This is a genomic window from Neobacillus sp. SuZ13 (assembly GCF_030123365.1).
Classification (GTDB): Bacteria; Bacillota; Bacilli; order Bacillales; family Cytobacillaceae; genus Neobacillus.
Map to the genome: position 1 here is coordinate 2,573,446 of NZ_CP126107.1, position 15,764 is coordinate 2,589,209.

Below are 15,764 nucleotides of genomic sequence, written 5' to 3' on the forward strand. Positions count from 1 at the left end.
GCACGATCATGTATAGCTTTAAGAATGATTATAGCGAAGGCGCACATCCTAGAATTTTGAATGCTTTAATAGAATCCAACCTGGTTCAGGACTATGGATATGGGGAGGATCAATTTTCTAGAAAAGCTGTTGAACTCCTTAAGGAACGGATGGGAGGGTCAGAAGTAGATGTTCATCTCTTATCTGGCGGCACACAAACAAATTTAATCGCGATTTCTGCGTTCTTACGACCACACGAAGCGGCCATGGCAGCTAGTACTGGTCACATCCTGGGACATGAAACAGGGGCCATTGAAGCAACTGGCCATAAAATCCTCTCGATTGAAGCGAAAAATGGGAAATTAACTCCTGAACACGTACAAGCAGTTCTCGACGGTCATTCTGATGAGCATATGGTCAAGCCGAAATTAGTATACATATCTAATTCTACTGAAATAGGCTCTATTTATAGCCGAAGTGAATTGGAGCAGTTAAGTGATTTTTGTAAAAATAACCATCTCATTTTGTATATGGATGGAGCTCGACTAGGCTCGGCTCTCTGTTCAGAGGAAAATGACCTGCAGTTAAGCGACCTTCCTAGGCTTGTCGATGCTTTCTATATCGGAGGAACAAAGAATGGGGCACTTCTTGGTGAGGCGTTAGTTATCTGCCGTGATGCATTGAAGGAAGATTTTCGTTACCATATGAAGCAAAAAGGAGCGCTGCTAGCTAAAGGGAGACTATTGGGCATTCAATTTCTTGAACTGTTCCGGGACGATTTGTTCTTTGAATTAGCCACGCATGCGAATCAGATGGCAGCAACGCTTAGAGAAGGAATCTGCAAAGCGAATATTCCGTTTCTAACCCATTCTCCATCGAATCAAATCTTTCCCATTTTACCTAATGCGCTGATTGCAGAATTAGAGAAAAACTATGCGTTTCATATTTGGGAAAAGATAGATGGAAATCACTCGGCTATTCGCCTTGTGACATCCTGGGCAACAAAAGAAGAAGAGGTAGCTGCCTTTCTTGAGGATTTTACGGCGTTATTTATCCAAAGAATTAATAGGGAATCTTAATAACTTAGCTGTAAGTCAATTAGTTTTTATAAAAAAAAATAAATTTTAAAAACTGCAAAATGCTTGAATATTCTTAGAAAATTTGTTATTTTTAGAGAAATAAAAAAGACGATGTGTAACTGGCGAAACACGGATTACCGTGAGGGAGCACATATAAGTCGTAGCCGTTCGCCTGGGCAGAGGTAAGGAAACAAATCCTTGCCTCTTTCTGTATATTAAGGGGGGATAGAACCGGCTAGAAAGACTGTTAAATTTCTTCGTTCTAATAGAAATTAATTCTTATAGAAAAAGAGAGCTTGAAAACTATAACAGAAAAGTAGAGGAGAAAACAAAATGAGCACAACAATCCTAGACAAAAAGCAAACAATCAAAACGTTAAATAATATTGCGGAAAGCGGGCTAAAGGTATTTAATCAAGATAATTTCACGATCGATAATGAAAGTGAAAATCCCGATGCCATTGTAGTTCGTAGTTTTAATATGCATTCTCTTGAATTAGGCAAAGATTTAAAGGCCATTGCGCGTGCTGGAGCAGGTGTAAATAATATTCCGGTCACTAAATGTACGGAGCAAGGGATTGTTGTGTTTAATACTCCTGGTGCAAATGCCAATGCTGTAAAAGAAATGGTTCTTACCACATTAATGGCTTCATCCCGTAACCTTTTTGACGGGATCGCTTGGACTAAGAATTTAGCAGGCGAAGGGGAACAAGTTCCGAAACTTGTCGAAGCAGGTAAGAAACAATTCGTTGGTAAAGAGATTAAAGGAAAAACACTTGGGGTCATTGGATTAGGTGCAATCGGTGCGCTTGTAGCCAATGATGCTCTTGATTTAGACATGGATGTCGTTGGTTTTGACCCGTTCATCTCAGTTGATACGGCTTGGAATTTGTCCCGTAATGTTCAGCGTGCAATGACAATTGAACAGCTGTTTGCAAATTGTGATTATATAACAGTTCATGTGCCACTAACTGATGACACAAGAGAAATGTTTAACGAAGCAACGTTTAGTATTATGAAGCCTGGCGTTCATATCTTAAACTTCTCACGTGGAGAGCTTGTGAATGAAACGGATATGGCTGCAGCTCTTGAAAGCGGTCAGGTAGGTAAGTATATTACAGATTTCCCGAATGAAAATGTCTTGAAGATGAAAAATGCGATTCCGATCCCGCATCTTGGTGCTTCTACTCAAGAATCTGAGGAAAACTGTGCCATTATGGCAGCGCGTCAGGTTAAGGACTTTTTAGAAACAGGAAATATCAAAAACTCAGTGAATTTCCCGAACGCATCCCTTGATTATACAGGAAAGCGTCGTGTGGCAGTATTCCACAAAAACGTACCAAACATGGTAGGTCAGTTGACGCTAGCGATCTCAACCTATAATCTAAACATCGCTGACATGATTAATAGAAGTCGAGGAGAATACGCCTATACAATGATCGACATTGACAATAAAGTTAATGGTGATGTCATTCCTGGCTTGCAAGAAAAAATTAATCAAATCGAAGGTATTGTTACAGCACGGATCATCTAAACATCTTCCGCGTTATTAAACAAAAGGGAATAAGAGGGAAACTCGAGTCATGCCCAACTACTCATGAAGAGTAGAGGGCATGACTTTTTTTATTTATCGACAGGTGCCGATCAACAGGAAAACATATATTTTTCATTCATGGTGATAATAATACCTAAAATGGGAAAAATCGGTGAACTTAATGCAAAACTTAACGAAAATCCTCCTTCCACGACAATTATTATTGCTTTTGATCCTTTCTACAGGATTACTTAACCATGTCATTCTTATCCCGAACTTGCTAACAGCTGCCGGAAGAGATAGCTGGTTAAGTGTGATTGTGGCATATCCGATTTCTCTTTTCTTTCTATGGCTGGTCTATTATATAGTGAAAAACAGTCCGAATGAAGGTTACTTTACTTTGATTAGAAATCGACTTGGCAGGACTTTCTCTACTTTACTTTCAATTCCCGTTATTCTATTTCTATTCACGAGCTCCTATGTCACTTTTAGAGACTTAATGACCTGGTTAAAGGCTTATTTTCTCGCGGATGCATCTGTTTTTATGATTAATTGCGTTTTAATTTTTGTCTGTTTCCTTATCACACTTGCTGGGGTCAAAAGCATGGCAATTTCTAGTGGGTTTTTACTACCGCTTGTTGTGATATTTGGAATATTTATTGCTATTTCAAATACGAGTTTAAAGGAACCGAGTTTTTTATTTCCTTTGTTTGCAGACGGTTATTCTCCACTTATTAGAGGGGTAATCTATGTTTTATCTGGACTTCTTGAAATTTATATAGTGATTTTGTTGCAGCCATTCTCGCAGGAACCGATTAAATTTAAACAGTTGTTTTTATTAATGACATTCTTAACAGGCTTAATCTTTGGGCCACTTTCTGCATCAATCATGGAGTTTGGGGCAACTGAAGCTGTCTATTTCCGGTATCCTGCTTATGAGCAGTGGCGTGTATTAAGCATTGGTGAATATATATCACATTTAGATTTTTTCGCTTTATATCAATGGTTGAGTGGAGCGTTGATTCGGATCGGTTTATTCATGTATCTTTTAGGTACTTTTTTTACGAATAAAAAGAAACATTATCGACTGAACCCAAAGCTTGTTGGCGGTTTGTATCTCTTTTTGTTCGGTCTGATGACAATAAAAGTAGAGACATATTATTTCAATCGGGTTATCTATAAATACTTTCTTCCTGCTTGTATGGCCTTTTTCCTTTTTCAAATTTTGTTATCAGCCATCATTCTAAAAGTATTAAAGAAAAGGGATGAAAAACATGGTAAGAAAAATATTCACGAATCCACTTAGCAATGAGAGTTTTAAGGAAAAAGCCGAAAATCTAAAAACACAATTTAGAAAAAGTCAAGATCTACGAGTGATTGAGCACCATACACATATGGAAACATATGAAATCATCTATTTTGAAAGCTTAGTTGATGCCCATTATTTAGATCAATATATTTTACCCAAACTCAGTGATGATAAAGAAGATTCCGTCAAATATAAACTCAAAAGCTTTTATAAAGCAGAAGATGTAAGTTCAAAATCCTTAGACGATTTATCCATTTTACTATTTGATGGGAATGTCATATTTTATATCGCTGATTCTTTTTTTAGTATTCAGGCATGTTTCCTTCCTAAGCGTCTTCCTGAAGAGTCCGCACTTGAGACGTCAATAAGGGGTCCTAAAGATGGATTTGTAGAGGACATCCAAACAAATATATCCTTAATTAGGCGAAGGCTTAACACCTCTTCATTATGTTTAGAGAAATACACGATTGGTAAAAGAAGTAGAACAAAGGTAGCAATCATGTACATAGATGATATTATTGATCAGCGGGTTCTGGATGAAATCCATCAAAGGATAGATAAATTAGACTTGGATATATTAACGAGTATTCATGAACTTGAATCACTTGTACGTGACCGACCGTTTTCCATCTTCCCGAGTATGGATTATACCGGTAGACCTGACTTTATTGTTCAGGCATTGAACCAGGGGCGGTTTGCTCTTATTGTTGATGGAAATCCTACAGTCTCTATTGCACCAGTCAATATATTATTGCAAATTAAATCACCCGAGGACACTTACATTAGTTATGCTTATGTATCTATAGAAAGAACTATTAGGATATTAGGGTTAATCATATCAGCGTTTTTACCCGGTGCCTGGATCGCATTTTCTGCCTATAATATTGAACAGGTTCCCTATTTACTTGTTGCGACGATCACAATCTCGCGTTTTGGGCTGCCATTATCCTCTCCGCTTGAAATGTTTATTGTTCTATTTTTATTTGAACTTTTTAATGAAGCAGGGGTACGCTTGCCACGAGCAATTGGACAAACCGTAGCTGTATTAGGAGGCTTAATCGTAGGGGATGCTGCTATTCGCGCTGGGTTAACATCACCAACCATGCTTGTAGTAGCAGCCATTACATATATTTCATCATTTACGTTAGTGAATCAAACTCTAAGTACGGCAGTTACCATTTTAAGATTTGCAATTATCTTAATGAGCACCTTTTTTGGAATATTCGGAGTCATTATTGGCTTTATTCTAACTGTTTTTTACTTTTCCACCCTTTCTTCTTTTGGGTCTCCATACTTAGGTTCACTGTCGCCCATCAGTCTAAAGGGAATGATTAAGTCATTCTTTAGGGCACCAAGCCAATTTTATAAAGAGAGAACCACCTTAACTAGTCCAGATGATCCAACAAGGGGAGATAATCAATCATGAATGGGAAATGGCTGGTTTCTTTATTTGTCGGTTGTCTGATGCTTTCCGGTTGTTCAGGTTTAAAAAATATTCAAGATGTAACCTATGTTGTGGCCATTGGTATGGATTATGATGAAAAAAAGAAGGAGTATATTGCGTATCTACAATCCCTAAATTTCGCGAATGTGGCAAAAGTAGAAGGAAGTAAGCCTGCTGAACCCATCCCGAATTTTATTGCATCAGCAAGGGGAGAAACACTAAATTTAGCCGTTGGTAATCTATATAAAAAGTCGGAGCCTCCGTTATTTTTTGGCCATGTAGAAACACTTGTACTAAGTCAGAGAATAGTGAAGAATCATTTTAAAGAAGTAATTGTAGAAATGGGAAGGAATCGTTCGCTTCGGCATACCTTACGAATATTGACTACAGATGAGGATATTAAAGAAATTTTTAATATCAAGGCTTTATTTGATTATCCAGCCGTATACACGGTTCTTTTTAGAAAGGAAAAGAACGAATTGTATCAAGATGAACTAAAGCCTATGACCCTAATGCACTTTTTGAAAGAATATTATGAGCCGATGGGTGTGGCGAAATTGCCTTTGGTAAGGATCGATCCTCAAAGTTGGAAGGCTGATGAAAAATACCCAATCGTATTTTTGGATGGATATGCCATTTTTCAACAGCAAAAATTTATAAAAGTCCTTCCTTTCAAAAACGCTGTATATATTAATTGGTTGTTAGAGAAAAAGGTTTCTTTAGATCAAAGAGTTGATAAAGAGGGAAAACTTGTAGCTGTCGTGAAACTAGGTACTCCCAAAATGAAGGTAAAATATGAGAAGGGGACTACTAGCCCAATGTTTTCGATAGAATTGTCAGTACAAGCAGACTTGGTAGAAAAAATCAAAGATATTCCCGAACCGGATTTAGTGGAATTAATTGAAGAAGATATAAAAAGAAAGGTCACTTCCATTTATAAAAATGGTGTAAAAAATAAAACAGATATACTGAATGTGGGTGAAAAGTGGTATAGAAAACACGCGAAACCATATAGCGACTTACAAAAAACTAAAGTCTTTTATTTAGATAATGACTCTTTAACGGATCTAAAGGTTAAGGTGCAAATTTTTCATTTTAACAGCTATAAATATGAATAGGGTCAGGTATCAGCAAAATCAAAAGTGATGGTTAGACATTACCAAATAGGATGATGAAAAAATGCAGAATCATATTGTTTACCTGTTAGAACATTATGGGTACTTCGGAATCATATTTGCCTTAATTGGCGGTATTGTAGGACTTCCTCTACCCGATGAGGTTCTTCTAACCTATATTGGTTACAATGTGTTTAAGGGGGAATTATCCTATATAATTTCTATTGTAAGTGCTTTTATTGGGGCATCGGCAGGGATTTCACTTAGCTACTATATTGGTTATAGATTTGGGCTGCCTTTAATCACAAAATATGGACCGAAATTTCACATTACCGAACAAAAAATGAATAAAACCATGAAATTATTCCGGAAATTCGGACCATTTCTTTTATTGTTTGGATATTTTATACCCGGGGTACGGCATCTTACCGCTTATATTGGAGCTGTCAACCGCTTTCCCTTTAAAAAATTTACTGTTTACGCCTATACTGGTGCACTCATATGGAGTTTTGCTTTTATCACACTAGGAAGGATATTAGGCGAAAATTGGCATACCGTTGAACGATATATGTCAACATACAGTATTTATATAATTACCTTCTTCTTGGCCCTATTAATAATCATATATTTTTTTCGGAAGAGAAGAAATCGATTAAAGCAACGGGGTTTAGCATGAGACTGTAAATATAAACTAAGCTTTCATAAAGGCTTCCAGCGCCAATACATTAAAAAATATCTAAAAATTCAAAGTAATGGATTGACAACACCCTATTTAAGTTTTATAGTAAATTCAACAGTTTTTTTAATACCAAGTAAACCTGTAGGTGAAATAAGAATATACTTATTTTTTACTTCTAGTTTAAAAGCCGATTGGACTACCAAAGGCTCCTGTTCATTACAGGAGTCTTTTTTATTGGTTTTGGATCGGAGAATATTAAAAAGAAATCTTCTTGAAAGGCCATCATCATAATTAAAAAGGAGGATATTCATGGTGCATACCCAAAACTCTCATACTGTCGAGATTACCTTAAAATTGAAAAAACAGAATTCCTTAGAAAAAAGTGAATATCTTAATTTGCCTGATTTACAGTTTTTTCAATGGTGTCATTCACAATATGGGTTAAACAAGGGTGTTTATAATACGATTGATCAGTGGTTTTATGGAATTGGAATTGAACGTATTCAATATCGTCGGATCTTCATTCTGAAATTTTTGGATTTTAGTAAAGATTGTGGGGCGGTGAAGGAGCACCAGAAATTTATACGATTTGGAAATGGAGGTCTCATTAGAAGGCTCCAGGGATTTATGTGGGATATTAATCTTAGATGAAGGCGAGAATTGTATACCGTAATTTCTCCTATGCAAATATTACGTAAGATTAGTTAACAAAAATGGAGAAACACAAAGATTATTGTATTAAAATATCTAGATAAAAATATTGGGGAGGTCTTCTTATGAGCACTAATGACAAAGTTCTTTTCGCTGGAGATGTTTATACGATAATATACGACTATAAAAATGGTCAATACGAAATTAAAAAAGAAGATGAACGGGGAAAAGTAGTATTGGTTACTGAAAATGACATAAATAAGTTGCTTTAATTTTGGCTGTGTTAAAGGGGATTGTTGATTTAATCACTCTGTTGATTGGAGCGGAATTCAACAGACAAGTTTAACACAGCCCTTAATTTTTAATAACAGGTGCTTTCGATGTCTATTTCCTTTAAGGAAATAGACTCTTTTTAATCCGTAAGGCAACTCTCAATTGCATGGTTGTTTCTGAATCCTTTAAGCTTTTTCCGAGAATTTCTTCACACTTTTCAATTCGATAAATGACTGTGTTCCGATGAACATATAACCGTTTGGCTGTTTCGGAGATTTGGCAGTGTGTCTCTAAATAGACAGACAATGTGTCTAGCAGTGTCTGATCATCTTCAACATTTGTGTCTGCCAATCGACTTAGGACAATTGTATAAAAATTCTTTAATTCATCATGAGGGACCATTCGCAATAATTCCATGACATCCTTGGTATGATATGTTTGGATATAGGCAATTTTCTTTGAAAACTGCCCCTGTGCTAAGGCGTCTACAGCGTCTTTGTAAGCTTTTTTAACATCAAGAAACGTATGGGTTATATGACTCACACCAAAGGAAATCGTATTCCCGAAGTAAGTAGAGACTTTTTCCTGAAGGTGAAGTAAGGTCGATTCACAGTAAGCACTTGGCGCCCCGAGTGTTTCTTGAATTTCAAATAAAAGAATACAAGTTTCACCTTTTGTGAAAAAGTGGATGCAGGGAGTTATAACAGAGACTTCCCCTTCCATAAAATCATAAATATCATCTGCTTTTTCAAGGCGCTCGGTAAAGCTAGGGTGATGGTTGTCCCTGTCGATTTTACCAACTGCACAAATATACCTCTGGTCATTTTGTAAAGAAAACTCCGCTGCTCGACCAATAATTTCCTCATGAGAAGAAAATGTACCATCTGAAAAATGAAGGAAGAAATCATTTCGTTTACTTCGTTCTTGCTGTCGTAGTGCATGTTCCTTCATAATTGCAAACGAGATTACATTGGCAGCTTGTTCTATCGTTAATGATATCAGATGATCGGTTTTCTCAATTTCCCCTATAATCATAAGAAATCCTTTTTTCCTTTCACTGATGTGTACAGGGAATAAAGTACAGGTCTGTTTAGTGGATCGGACTGACAATGAAATGGGAGTAGTCATTATAGAAGGAATGTGAAGACCATCCAGAATTAAAGGGAAGTCTAGGTTCGTGATCGGTTGATAAATCGGCTTGAAATGCTGATCAATTAATTGAACAGGCCTCCTGATCACTTGAGATAAATCTTGAAGTAAGAATTTAATCCCTTTCCCTTCCATAATGATTTTGGTAAATTGCTTGTGGGTCTCTAATGCAAGTGTCAATTCAGCAGCCCGTTGATCCAATATTGCTCGTAATGTATGATTGACAATTTCGCCAAGTGATAATTCTAATGGTAGTTCAATTATGGGGAAAGCTAGCTCGTTTGCCAAATTTATAACTTCTGGTGGTACTTTTTCTAGAAAGCGTTTCGTCTTGATCGCTAGTCCAGCACAACTTTGTTCAGCCATCGCTTGTATTAGCTCGATTAGCTTATAGGGCTGGTCTTTGAAATGATAAGCGGTTGTGATAAGAAATTCATTTGCATGTAAGAATGGAATAATATCGGGTGCATCCATCATATTGACGGATTCCACTTCACGTCCTGTTCCAGATTCTCCGGCGATAATCGTCATTCCTGCTAAATGTGAAATCGTTAAGACTTCATTTACTTTCATGGAAAACACTCCTTGTGAAAAATCAAAACACTGAAAATATTTCATTTATTTTATCATGATTTAGTTAATTTGCATAAAAATTTACGATAATTTTTACGTTTTCTCTAATGATGTTCATTTAATATGATTATAAACTAGGAATATAAGAATTTATGGTGAGGAGTGAAGTGGATGGCCATTCAAGTAGACAACTTGGAAAAAGGTCAGGTGGGAGCAATGATTGAATGGCTTGCTTCGATTGGAGCAACGGAGAACGGGGGAGTAACAAGACTTTTGTATTCTCCATCCTGGCTGGAGGCGCAGCAGGCATTAAAAAATATAATGGACCAAGCGAAACTGCATACGTACTTTGACAGTGTCGGGAATTTATTTGGAAGATTACCAGGAACAGATTTAAATGGGAAGACAATCTTGACCGGCTCTCACGTTGATACGGTCATCGATGGCGGGAAATATGATGGTGCCTATGGAATTCTTGCCAGTTTCATTGCAGTAATGAGGCTTTTTCAAGCATATGGATACCCAAAGAAAACGATCGAAGTGGTCTCTCTGAGTGAAGAAGAAGGGAGTCGTTTTCCCCTTACCTTTTGGGGATCAAGAAATATCTGTGGTACATATACCCTTGACTGGGTAACAGAGGTGAATGACACCGCGGGAATTCCATTTTTGGAAGCGATGAAAGAAGTGGGATTTGATCCTGAAAAGTATTCGTCTCCCTTTCGCGATGATGTGGAACGTTTTGTTGAGATTCATATAGAACAAGGGATGGTTCTTGAGAAAAATCAGAAACAGGTGGGGATCGTGACACATATTGTAGGTCAACGCCGGTATACCATTCGCATCAAGGGAGAAAGTAACCACGCAGGGACGACCCCGATGTCATATCGGAAGGATGCGCTTACTACCGCTTCCTATTTTATTTCCTATTTAACAGAAAAAGCGAAAGCGGCGAACCCGCAATTAGTGGCAACGGTGGGAAGATTACAGGTAAAACCGAATGTACCGAATGTAGTCGCGGGTGAGGTAGAGTTTAGCCTGGATATTCGCCATCATCAGGAAGAGGTTATTGATCTATATTGTAACGAGATTCTCACAGAGTTTAAACGATATACTGAAAGCTTAAGTATGGAAATTGCAATCTCCCAATGGATGGATGTAAAGCCAGTTAAGATGGACGCGGAGATGTGTGAGTGGGCTCGCGAAATCGCCGAACGGAAAAACTACCGTTATCAAGACATGATCTCGGGCGCAGGGCATGATTCCCAAGTATTTGGTATGAAATGCCCCACATCTTTATTATTTGTCCCAAGTCAAAAAGGTATCAGTCATTCACCAAAAGAATTTACGAGCTTGGAAGATTTAGAAACAGGAATTGATCTATTAACTGAAGTTTTATATAAACTAGCATATTAAGGAGTGGTTAGAGATGGCATTTTCTGAGTTGCATACCCCAATGAGAACGATAATGACTCCAGGGCCCGTGGAAGTCGACCCTAGAGTATTGCGTGCGATGAGCACACCTATCTTAGGTCAATTCGATCCTGCTTTTACAAATATTATGAACCAAGTCATGGAAATGCTTCGGCAAGTTTTCCAAACGAAAAATCGCTGGGCATTTCCCATCGATGGCACATCCCGTTCCGGAAATGAAGCCATCCTTTGCAGTATCATCGAACCGGGAGACAGGGTGCTTGTACCGATTTTTGGGAGATTCGGCCATTTATTAGTAGAGATTTGTGAAAGATACGGTGCGGAAGTGTATACGATGGAGTGTCAGTGGGGAGAAGTTTTTGATCCGCAAGCTGTCATTGATGAAATGGAGCGGGTAGAGCCGAAAATTTTAGCGATTGTGCATGGCGAAACATCTACGGGTCGAATGCAGCCGCTGAAAGAGATTGGGCAAGCCTGTCGTGAACAGGACGTATTGCTCGTGGTGGATGCGGTCGCTTCCATTGGTGGTGTTGATGTCAAAACCGATGAATGGTGTATTGACGGTTTAATTGGCGGTACGCAAAAATGCTTATCCGTTCCATCTGGGATGGCACCAATTACCTTTAATGAACGAATTGAAAGCATTCTAAAGGCCCGTAAAAAGGTCGAACGCGGAATCGCGACTGAAGAGGACCTTCTCTATTCCCGAAGCAGTTATCCGATAGCAAGCAACTATTTTGATTTAAGCATGCTCCAGGATTATTGGGGCCCAAGAAGACTCAACCATCATACCGAGGCCACTTCAATGATTTATGCTCTGTATGAGGGGCTTCGATTAGTGTTAGAGGAGGGACTTGAACAGCGATTTGAACGTCATAAGTACCACGAAACCGCGTTAGTTGCAGGGCTGGAGGCAATGGGTTTGCAGCAATTTGGCGAAGCCGAGCATAAACTGCCATGTGTTACCTGCGTAGAAATTCCAAACGGGGTAGACGGAGAATCCGTCCGGAAAATGCTGCTCGATGCCTTCAGTATCGAAATAGCTTCCTCCTTTGGACCACTCCACGGAAAGATATGGAGAATTGGAACGATGGGATATAGCTGCCGACAGGAAAATGTGTTGTCTGTTCTAAGTGGATTAGAAGCGGTATTGATTCGTCATGGAGTAAACGTAAATCGTGGACAAGCATTACAGGCTGCGCTTGATGTCTATGCTGTAGAGAATCGTATGGCAGTGTTGAAATAGAGAAAATACTAGGGTGCCGGTCCTTATTTGTTCAGAAAATGGGGATCGGTACCTTTTTTTCTTAATGCTAGGTTACCTATCGCTTTAATTACCGCTGCCTAATTAACACATGTGAATCGCAGCGTTCTAGTGTCAAAAAAAAATGATCGCCCTGGCGGATTTTTGCGGAAATTACGCTGAATGGTGAAGAATTGTATTTAAACTATAAGGGTGCTTGAGTTTAAGAATCAGCTGTCATCCAGCTGGATTTTTCATTGTCCAACTTAAAGATGCAGTTTAGTACTACAATAAGAAAAGGGAAAAAGAGACCTATCGACGAATTGATAATATTAGTAAATTAATGTCATATATATTGGAGGTATTTATGAATCCTATACTAAATCAAATCGGGACAGTTTTTATTCCTGTACGTAATATTGAAGAGGCACGTAATTGGTATTGTGACATACTTGGTTTAGCAGCAGAAGGCGAAATATTATTTGGTCATTTGTTTATAGTACCTATGAATGGAACAGGGATTGTATTAGATAGCAAAATTTATTCAGTTGAAAATATATTCAAAGTCCCACTATTTCATTTCAATACGAATAATATAGAAGATGCTTACGAGTTTATGAGGGAAAAGAATGTAGAAATAACAACAGGAATAGAGCATAACCAATGGTTTAATTTTAAAGACCCTGATGGCAATCATTTGATGGTGTGCAAGTGTTAAAACCTTTTTTAGCTTAACCAGTTAATAGTTTGTCGTATAACTCTTTGTAGTCTTCTATTACCTGGAATGATCTCATCAGTCGTTTTCTTTTTACGGGAATTCCGAATATCATTTTGAACAGCCATTTACAAGGCGTGGCGAAGCTAACACGAGCCACGTTTTGTAATACGGTTTACCGATGCAGGAAACTTACCTGAAGAGTCTACACACTGGCTACCTTATATTACGATCGGGTGCTTTTCCGGAATTTTTTAATGGGTTTTATGCAATTGATAAAATCTTTGATCTTTACTTTGGTTATACTCATTGATAAGCATGTAAAGATAGGGGGCTATTTTATCTATGGAAAGAATAATATTGTGGTCACTGCTAATAATCGGGATCGCCCTTTTGTTTTCTAGTTTAAGAAAACCACCAATCAAAAATTGGATTTTAATTTTTTCATTGTCCTCTTATTTTTCAACGTTTTTTGGTGTTCTTGTGGTAGAAGAGAACATGCTCGAATATCCAGTGAGATTTCTTAGTCACTATTTTAGTTCCAGCCTTCTTTATGAATATCTTCTATTTCCAGTTGTTTGTATTTACTTTTATCAAACGACTTATCGTTCAAGCTATCTCAACATTGTTCTACAATGTATTTTGTACACCACTGTTTTAACGATAATTGAGATTTTTTTTGAAAGATATACCGAGTTAATTAAATACCATACATGGACATGGAAATACACATATATCAGCACCTTTCTTCTAATAATGTTTATCCGTTTTTTTATGCAATTGATAAACAGGAAGGAAAGAGATATTTAAGTAATCTAGGCTGATTTTTTTGATTAAATAAAAGGCACCGTAAATACGGTGCGAATTTATATGCATTTTACTTTACATATTTAACTGTATATTCAAGTTTTGTGATAGGAAAAATGTCTCCCTCTATTTTTTAAAGACATGTCGCCCAATAACCATTGTTGTTTTTCTTGAATCGAGCCACCGACTTTTTGCTATCGCGGGGTTATAGAAAAATAAAGCTCCTGGTGCTAGTTGGCGTTGCTCAGATAATGCTGCTTTAACAGCTTTAATTGATTCCTTATCAGCTGGCTTGTTGATTTCACCATTACTAACAGGTTGAAATTGACCAGGGTCATATATGACTTCTTTTATGGTGTCCGGAAATTTTTTGCTTTCAACTCTATTAAGCACCACGCAAGCCACCGCAATCTTTCCTTCGTAAGGTTCCGTCTGTGCCTCCGCACGAACTAACCTAGCGAGTAGGTCTATTTCCTTGTTTGAAAGACGTAATTTAACGGATTCTTTTTTGGGGGATTCACTAGAAGTATGATGTTTTGTAGTAGAAGCTTTTACACGAATAGAATGTAGGTCAAGTTCATCATTTTGTAGAGTGACAGCTTTCATCTCTTGTTGATTTAATTTATGTACTATTAAACTATTAGACAGCGTGTCCCCATGTTTCATCGGAAAAGCAAAAGCAGGGGAAGCAAATAATAGTGACACGAGTAATAGAAATACCATAGTAAGATTTTTCATTTTTCTAGTCCTCCTAGTTAGCTTTCGATAAATCTATTACTATGAATGGAAATAATAGAATAGTATTACAATTAGGAGAGTTTAGTTTTACAGTTTAGTTACATAGAAATGAAATCTTCTGTCTAAGAACAAAAACGGCTTCGAAATGCCCGATGTCGTTTTTTATTTGTATTTTTGAGATTATTTTTTAACAATCCTGCTTTTCTTTGAATATAAATAAATAATTGCCATTTTAGTTGCAACTGTTTGGCATGGTCAGAGGAGGGGAAACTTTGAAAATTGAGCACGAGTATACGTTCGGATTGCCAAGGAACATTGTATGGAAGTATATAAAGGATGAAAAAGTTCTAAGGAACGCCATCCCTGGGTGTAAGTCTTTTATTGAAACATCAAAGGGTGTATATCAGGCGGAGTTGGAAATCAAGATGGGTCCGATTCAAGATCTCTTTACTCTTGAGATTCGGCTCGAGGAGAAGAAGTCCGCTTCCTTGTACCGGCTGCATGTGAAAGGTACAGGTAATATTGGTGAAATCGCAGGTAAAGCCGATCTGTATATAAAAGACTTCGAGCGGGCGGCTAAATTGCACTGTCAAGCTGAGGCAGAAGTAACCGGGGCAATTGCCATAGCAGGTCAGCGCTTTTTAGAGAGCGGGGCTAACAAGAATATGGAAACATTTTTTCAAAAAGTTGAAAAAGAAATAAAAAGAACTCTATATTATGTGAAACGAAGGAGCAGGTGACTTGGGTAGGCTAGTCACTTGCTTTTTTTTATTCATAGGCCTTGTATACTTTTTATTATTTTGAAATGGAATAAAGAGAAACATAAGAAACTTAAAGTAAGTGTAATAAAAAATTAACCAATAATTTAGAGCAAATTAATACTGCATTTACATTGGACCCTTATTATGAAGTAGTACAAAGATCAAATCATTTTTTGAAATCTACTATAATCCATAAGGAGTGGTTAATATGTTCTCGAAGATTATTAATTGGTTCAAAAAAAGTTGGTTTAACAATATAGAAAATGATACAGATTATTATGGTGA

Annotated in this window: 15 protein-coding genes and 1 riboswitch; of the genes, 13 read left to right on the forward strand and 2 right to left on the reverse strand. The window is 37.4% G+C overall.

All coding sequences use genetic code 11. The features are described from left to right. Positions 1-8: 8 nt before the first annotated feature. The 8 genes from QNH17_RS12375 to QNH17_RS12410 all read left to right on the forward strand — a co-directional run bounded on the left by QNH17_RS12375 (position 9) and on the right by QNH17_RS12410 (position 8,061). Complete coding sequence (locus QNH17_RS12375; RefSeq protein ID WP_283878960.1) at positions 9-1,058, forward strand: threonine aldolase family protein; 1,050 nt, start codon at positions 9-11, stop codon at positions 1,056-1,058. 105 nt (positions 1,059-1,163) lie between these two features. Then, a riboswitch (ZMP/ZTP riboswitch) is annotated at positions 1,164-1,243 on the forward strand. A gap of 148 nt (positions 1,244-1,391) precedes the next feature. Beyond that, complete coding sequence (locus QNH17_RS12380; RefSeq protein ID WP_283878961.1) at positions 1,392-2,591, forward strand: phosphoglycerate dehydrogenase; 1,200 nt, start codon at positions 1,392-1,394, stop codon at positions 2,589-2,591. Between the two features lie 181 nt (positions 2,592-2,772). After that, positions 2,773-3,897 (forward strand): GerAB/ArcD/ProY family transporter, encoded by a 1,125-nt coding sequence (locus QNH17_RS12385; RefSeq protein ID WP_283878962.1) that lies wholly within the window; start codon positions 2,773-2,775, stop codon positions 3,895-3,897. Then, on the forward strand, positions 3,866-5,326 hold the full coding sequence (locus tag QNH17_RS12390) for a spore germination protein (RefSeq protein ID WP_283878963.1): 1,461 nt from the start codon (positions 3,866-3,868) through the stop codon (positions 5,324-5,326). Before QNH17_RS12385 ends, QNH17_RS12390 begins: the two co-directional genes overlap by 32 nt. Next, complete coding sequence (locus tag QNH17_RS12395; protein ID WP_283878964.1) at positions 5,323-6,462, forward strand: Ger(x)C family spore germination protein; 1,140 nt, start codon at positions 5,323-5,325, stop codon at positions 6,460-6,462. The genes QNH17_RS12390 and QNH17_RS12395 overlap by 4 nt, the downstream gene beginning before the upstream one ends. 61 nt (positions 6,463-6,523) lie before the next feature. Beyond that, the gene (locus QNH17_RS12400; RefSeq protein ID WP_283878965.1) at positions 6,524-7,135 is read left to right on the forward strand and encodes a DedA family protein; all 612 of its coding nucleotides are present in this window, start codon (positions 6,524-6,526) and stop codon (positions 7,133-7,135) included. Between the two features lie 312 nt (positions 7,136-7,447). Further along, on the forward strand, positions 7,448-7,789 hold the full coding sequence (locus tag QNH17_RS12405; protein WP_283878966.1) for a hypothetical protein: 342 nt from the start codon (positions 7,448-7,450) through the stop codon (positions 7,787-7,789). A 125-nt stretch (positions 7,790-7,914) separates the two neighbouring features. Continuing rightward, on the forward strand, positions 7,915-8,061 hold the full coding sequence (locus QNH17_RS12410; RefSeq protein ID WP_283878967.1) for a hypothetical protein: 147 nt from the start codon (positions 7,915-7,917) through the stop codon (positions 8,059-8,061). Positions 8,062-8,182: 121 nt separating this feature from the next. Here the strand turns inward: QNH17_RS12410 and QNH17_RS12415 are convergent, their stop codons facing one another. Next, positions 8,183-9,784 (reverse strand): PucR family transcriptional regulator, encoded by a 1,602-nt coding sequence (locus QNH17_RS12415; protein WP_283878968.1) that lies wholly within the window; start codon positions 9,782-9,784, stop codon positions 8,183-8,185. A gap of 171 nt (positions 9,785-9,955) precedes the next feature. Between QNH17_RS12415 and allC the strand changes: the two genes are divergently transcribed. The 4 genes from allC to QNH17_RS12435 all read left to right on the forward strand — a co-directional run bounded on the left by allC (position 9,956) and on the right by QNH17_RS12435 (position 13,983). Then, positions 9,956-11,197, forward strand: coding sequence for an allantoate deiminase (gene allC, locus QNH17_RS12420; RefSeq protein ID WP_283878969.1), 1,242 nt, complete (start codon positions 9,956-9,958; stop codon positions 11,195-11,197). A 13-nt stretch (positions 11,198-11,210) separates the two neighbouring features. Beyond that, the gene (locus QNH17_RS12425) at positions 11,211-12,461 is read left to right on the forward strand and encodes a pyridoxal-phosphate-dependent aminotransferase family protein (RefSeq protein WP_283878970.1); all 1,251 of its coding nucleotides are present in this window, start codon (positions 11,211-11,213) and stop codon (positions 12,459-12,461) included. Between the two features lie 364 nt (positions 12,462-12,825). Further along, positions 12,826-13,176: a VOC family protein gene (locus QNH17_RS12430; RefSeq protein ID WP_283878971.1), complete on the forward strand. Its 351-nt coding sequence runs from the start codon at positions 12,826-12,828 to the stop codon at positions 13,174-13,176. 342 nt (positions 13,177-13,518) lie between these two features. Next, complete coding sequence (locus QNH17_RS12435; protein WP_283878972.1) at positions 13,519-13,983, forward strand: CBO0543 family protein; 465 nt, start codon at positions 13,519-13,521, stop codon at positions 13,981-13,983. Positions 13,984-14,106: 123 nt separating this feature from the next. Here QNH17_RS12435 and QNH17_RS12440 read toward each other — a convergent pair whose 3' ends face one another. Further along, positions 14,107-14,718, reverse strand: a complete 612-nt coding sequence (locus QNH17_RS12440) for a cell wall hydrolase (RefSeq protein ID WP_283878973.1) — start codon at positions 14,716-14,718, stop codon at positions 14,107-14,109. A 272-nt stretch (positions 14,719-14,990) separates the two neighbouring features. Here QNH17_RS12440 and QNH17_RS12445 point away from each other — a divergent pair, with 272 nt between their 5' ends. Then, entirely contained in the window at positions 14,991-15,458 is a 468-nt protein-coding gene (locus QNH17_RS12445) for an SRPBCC family protein (RefSeq protein ID WP_283878974.1), read from the forward strand. Positions 15,459-15,764 lie beyond the last annotated feature (306 nt).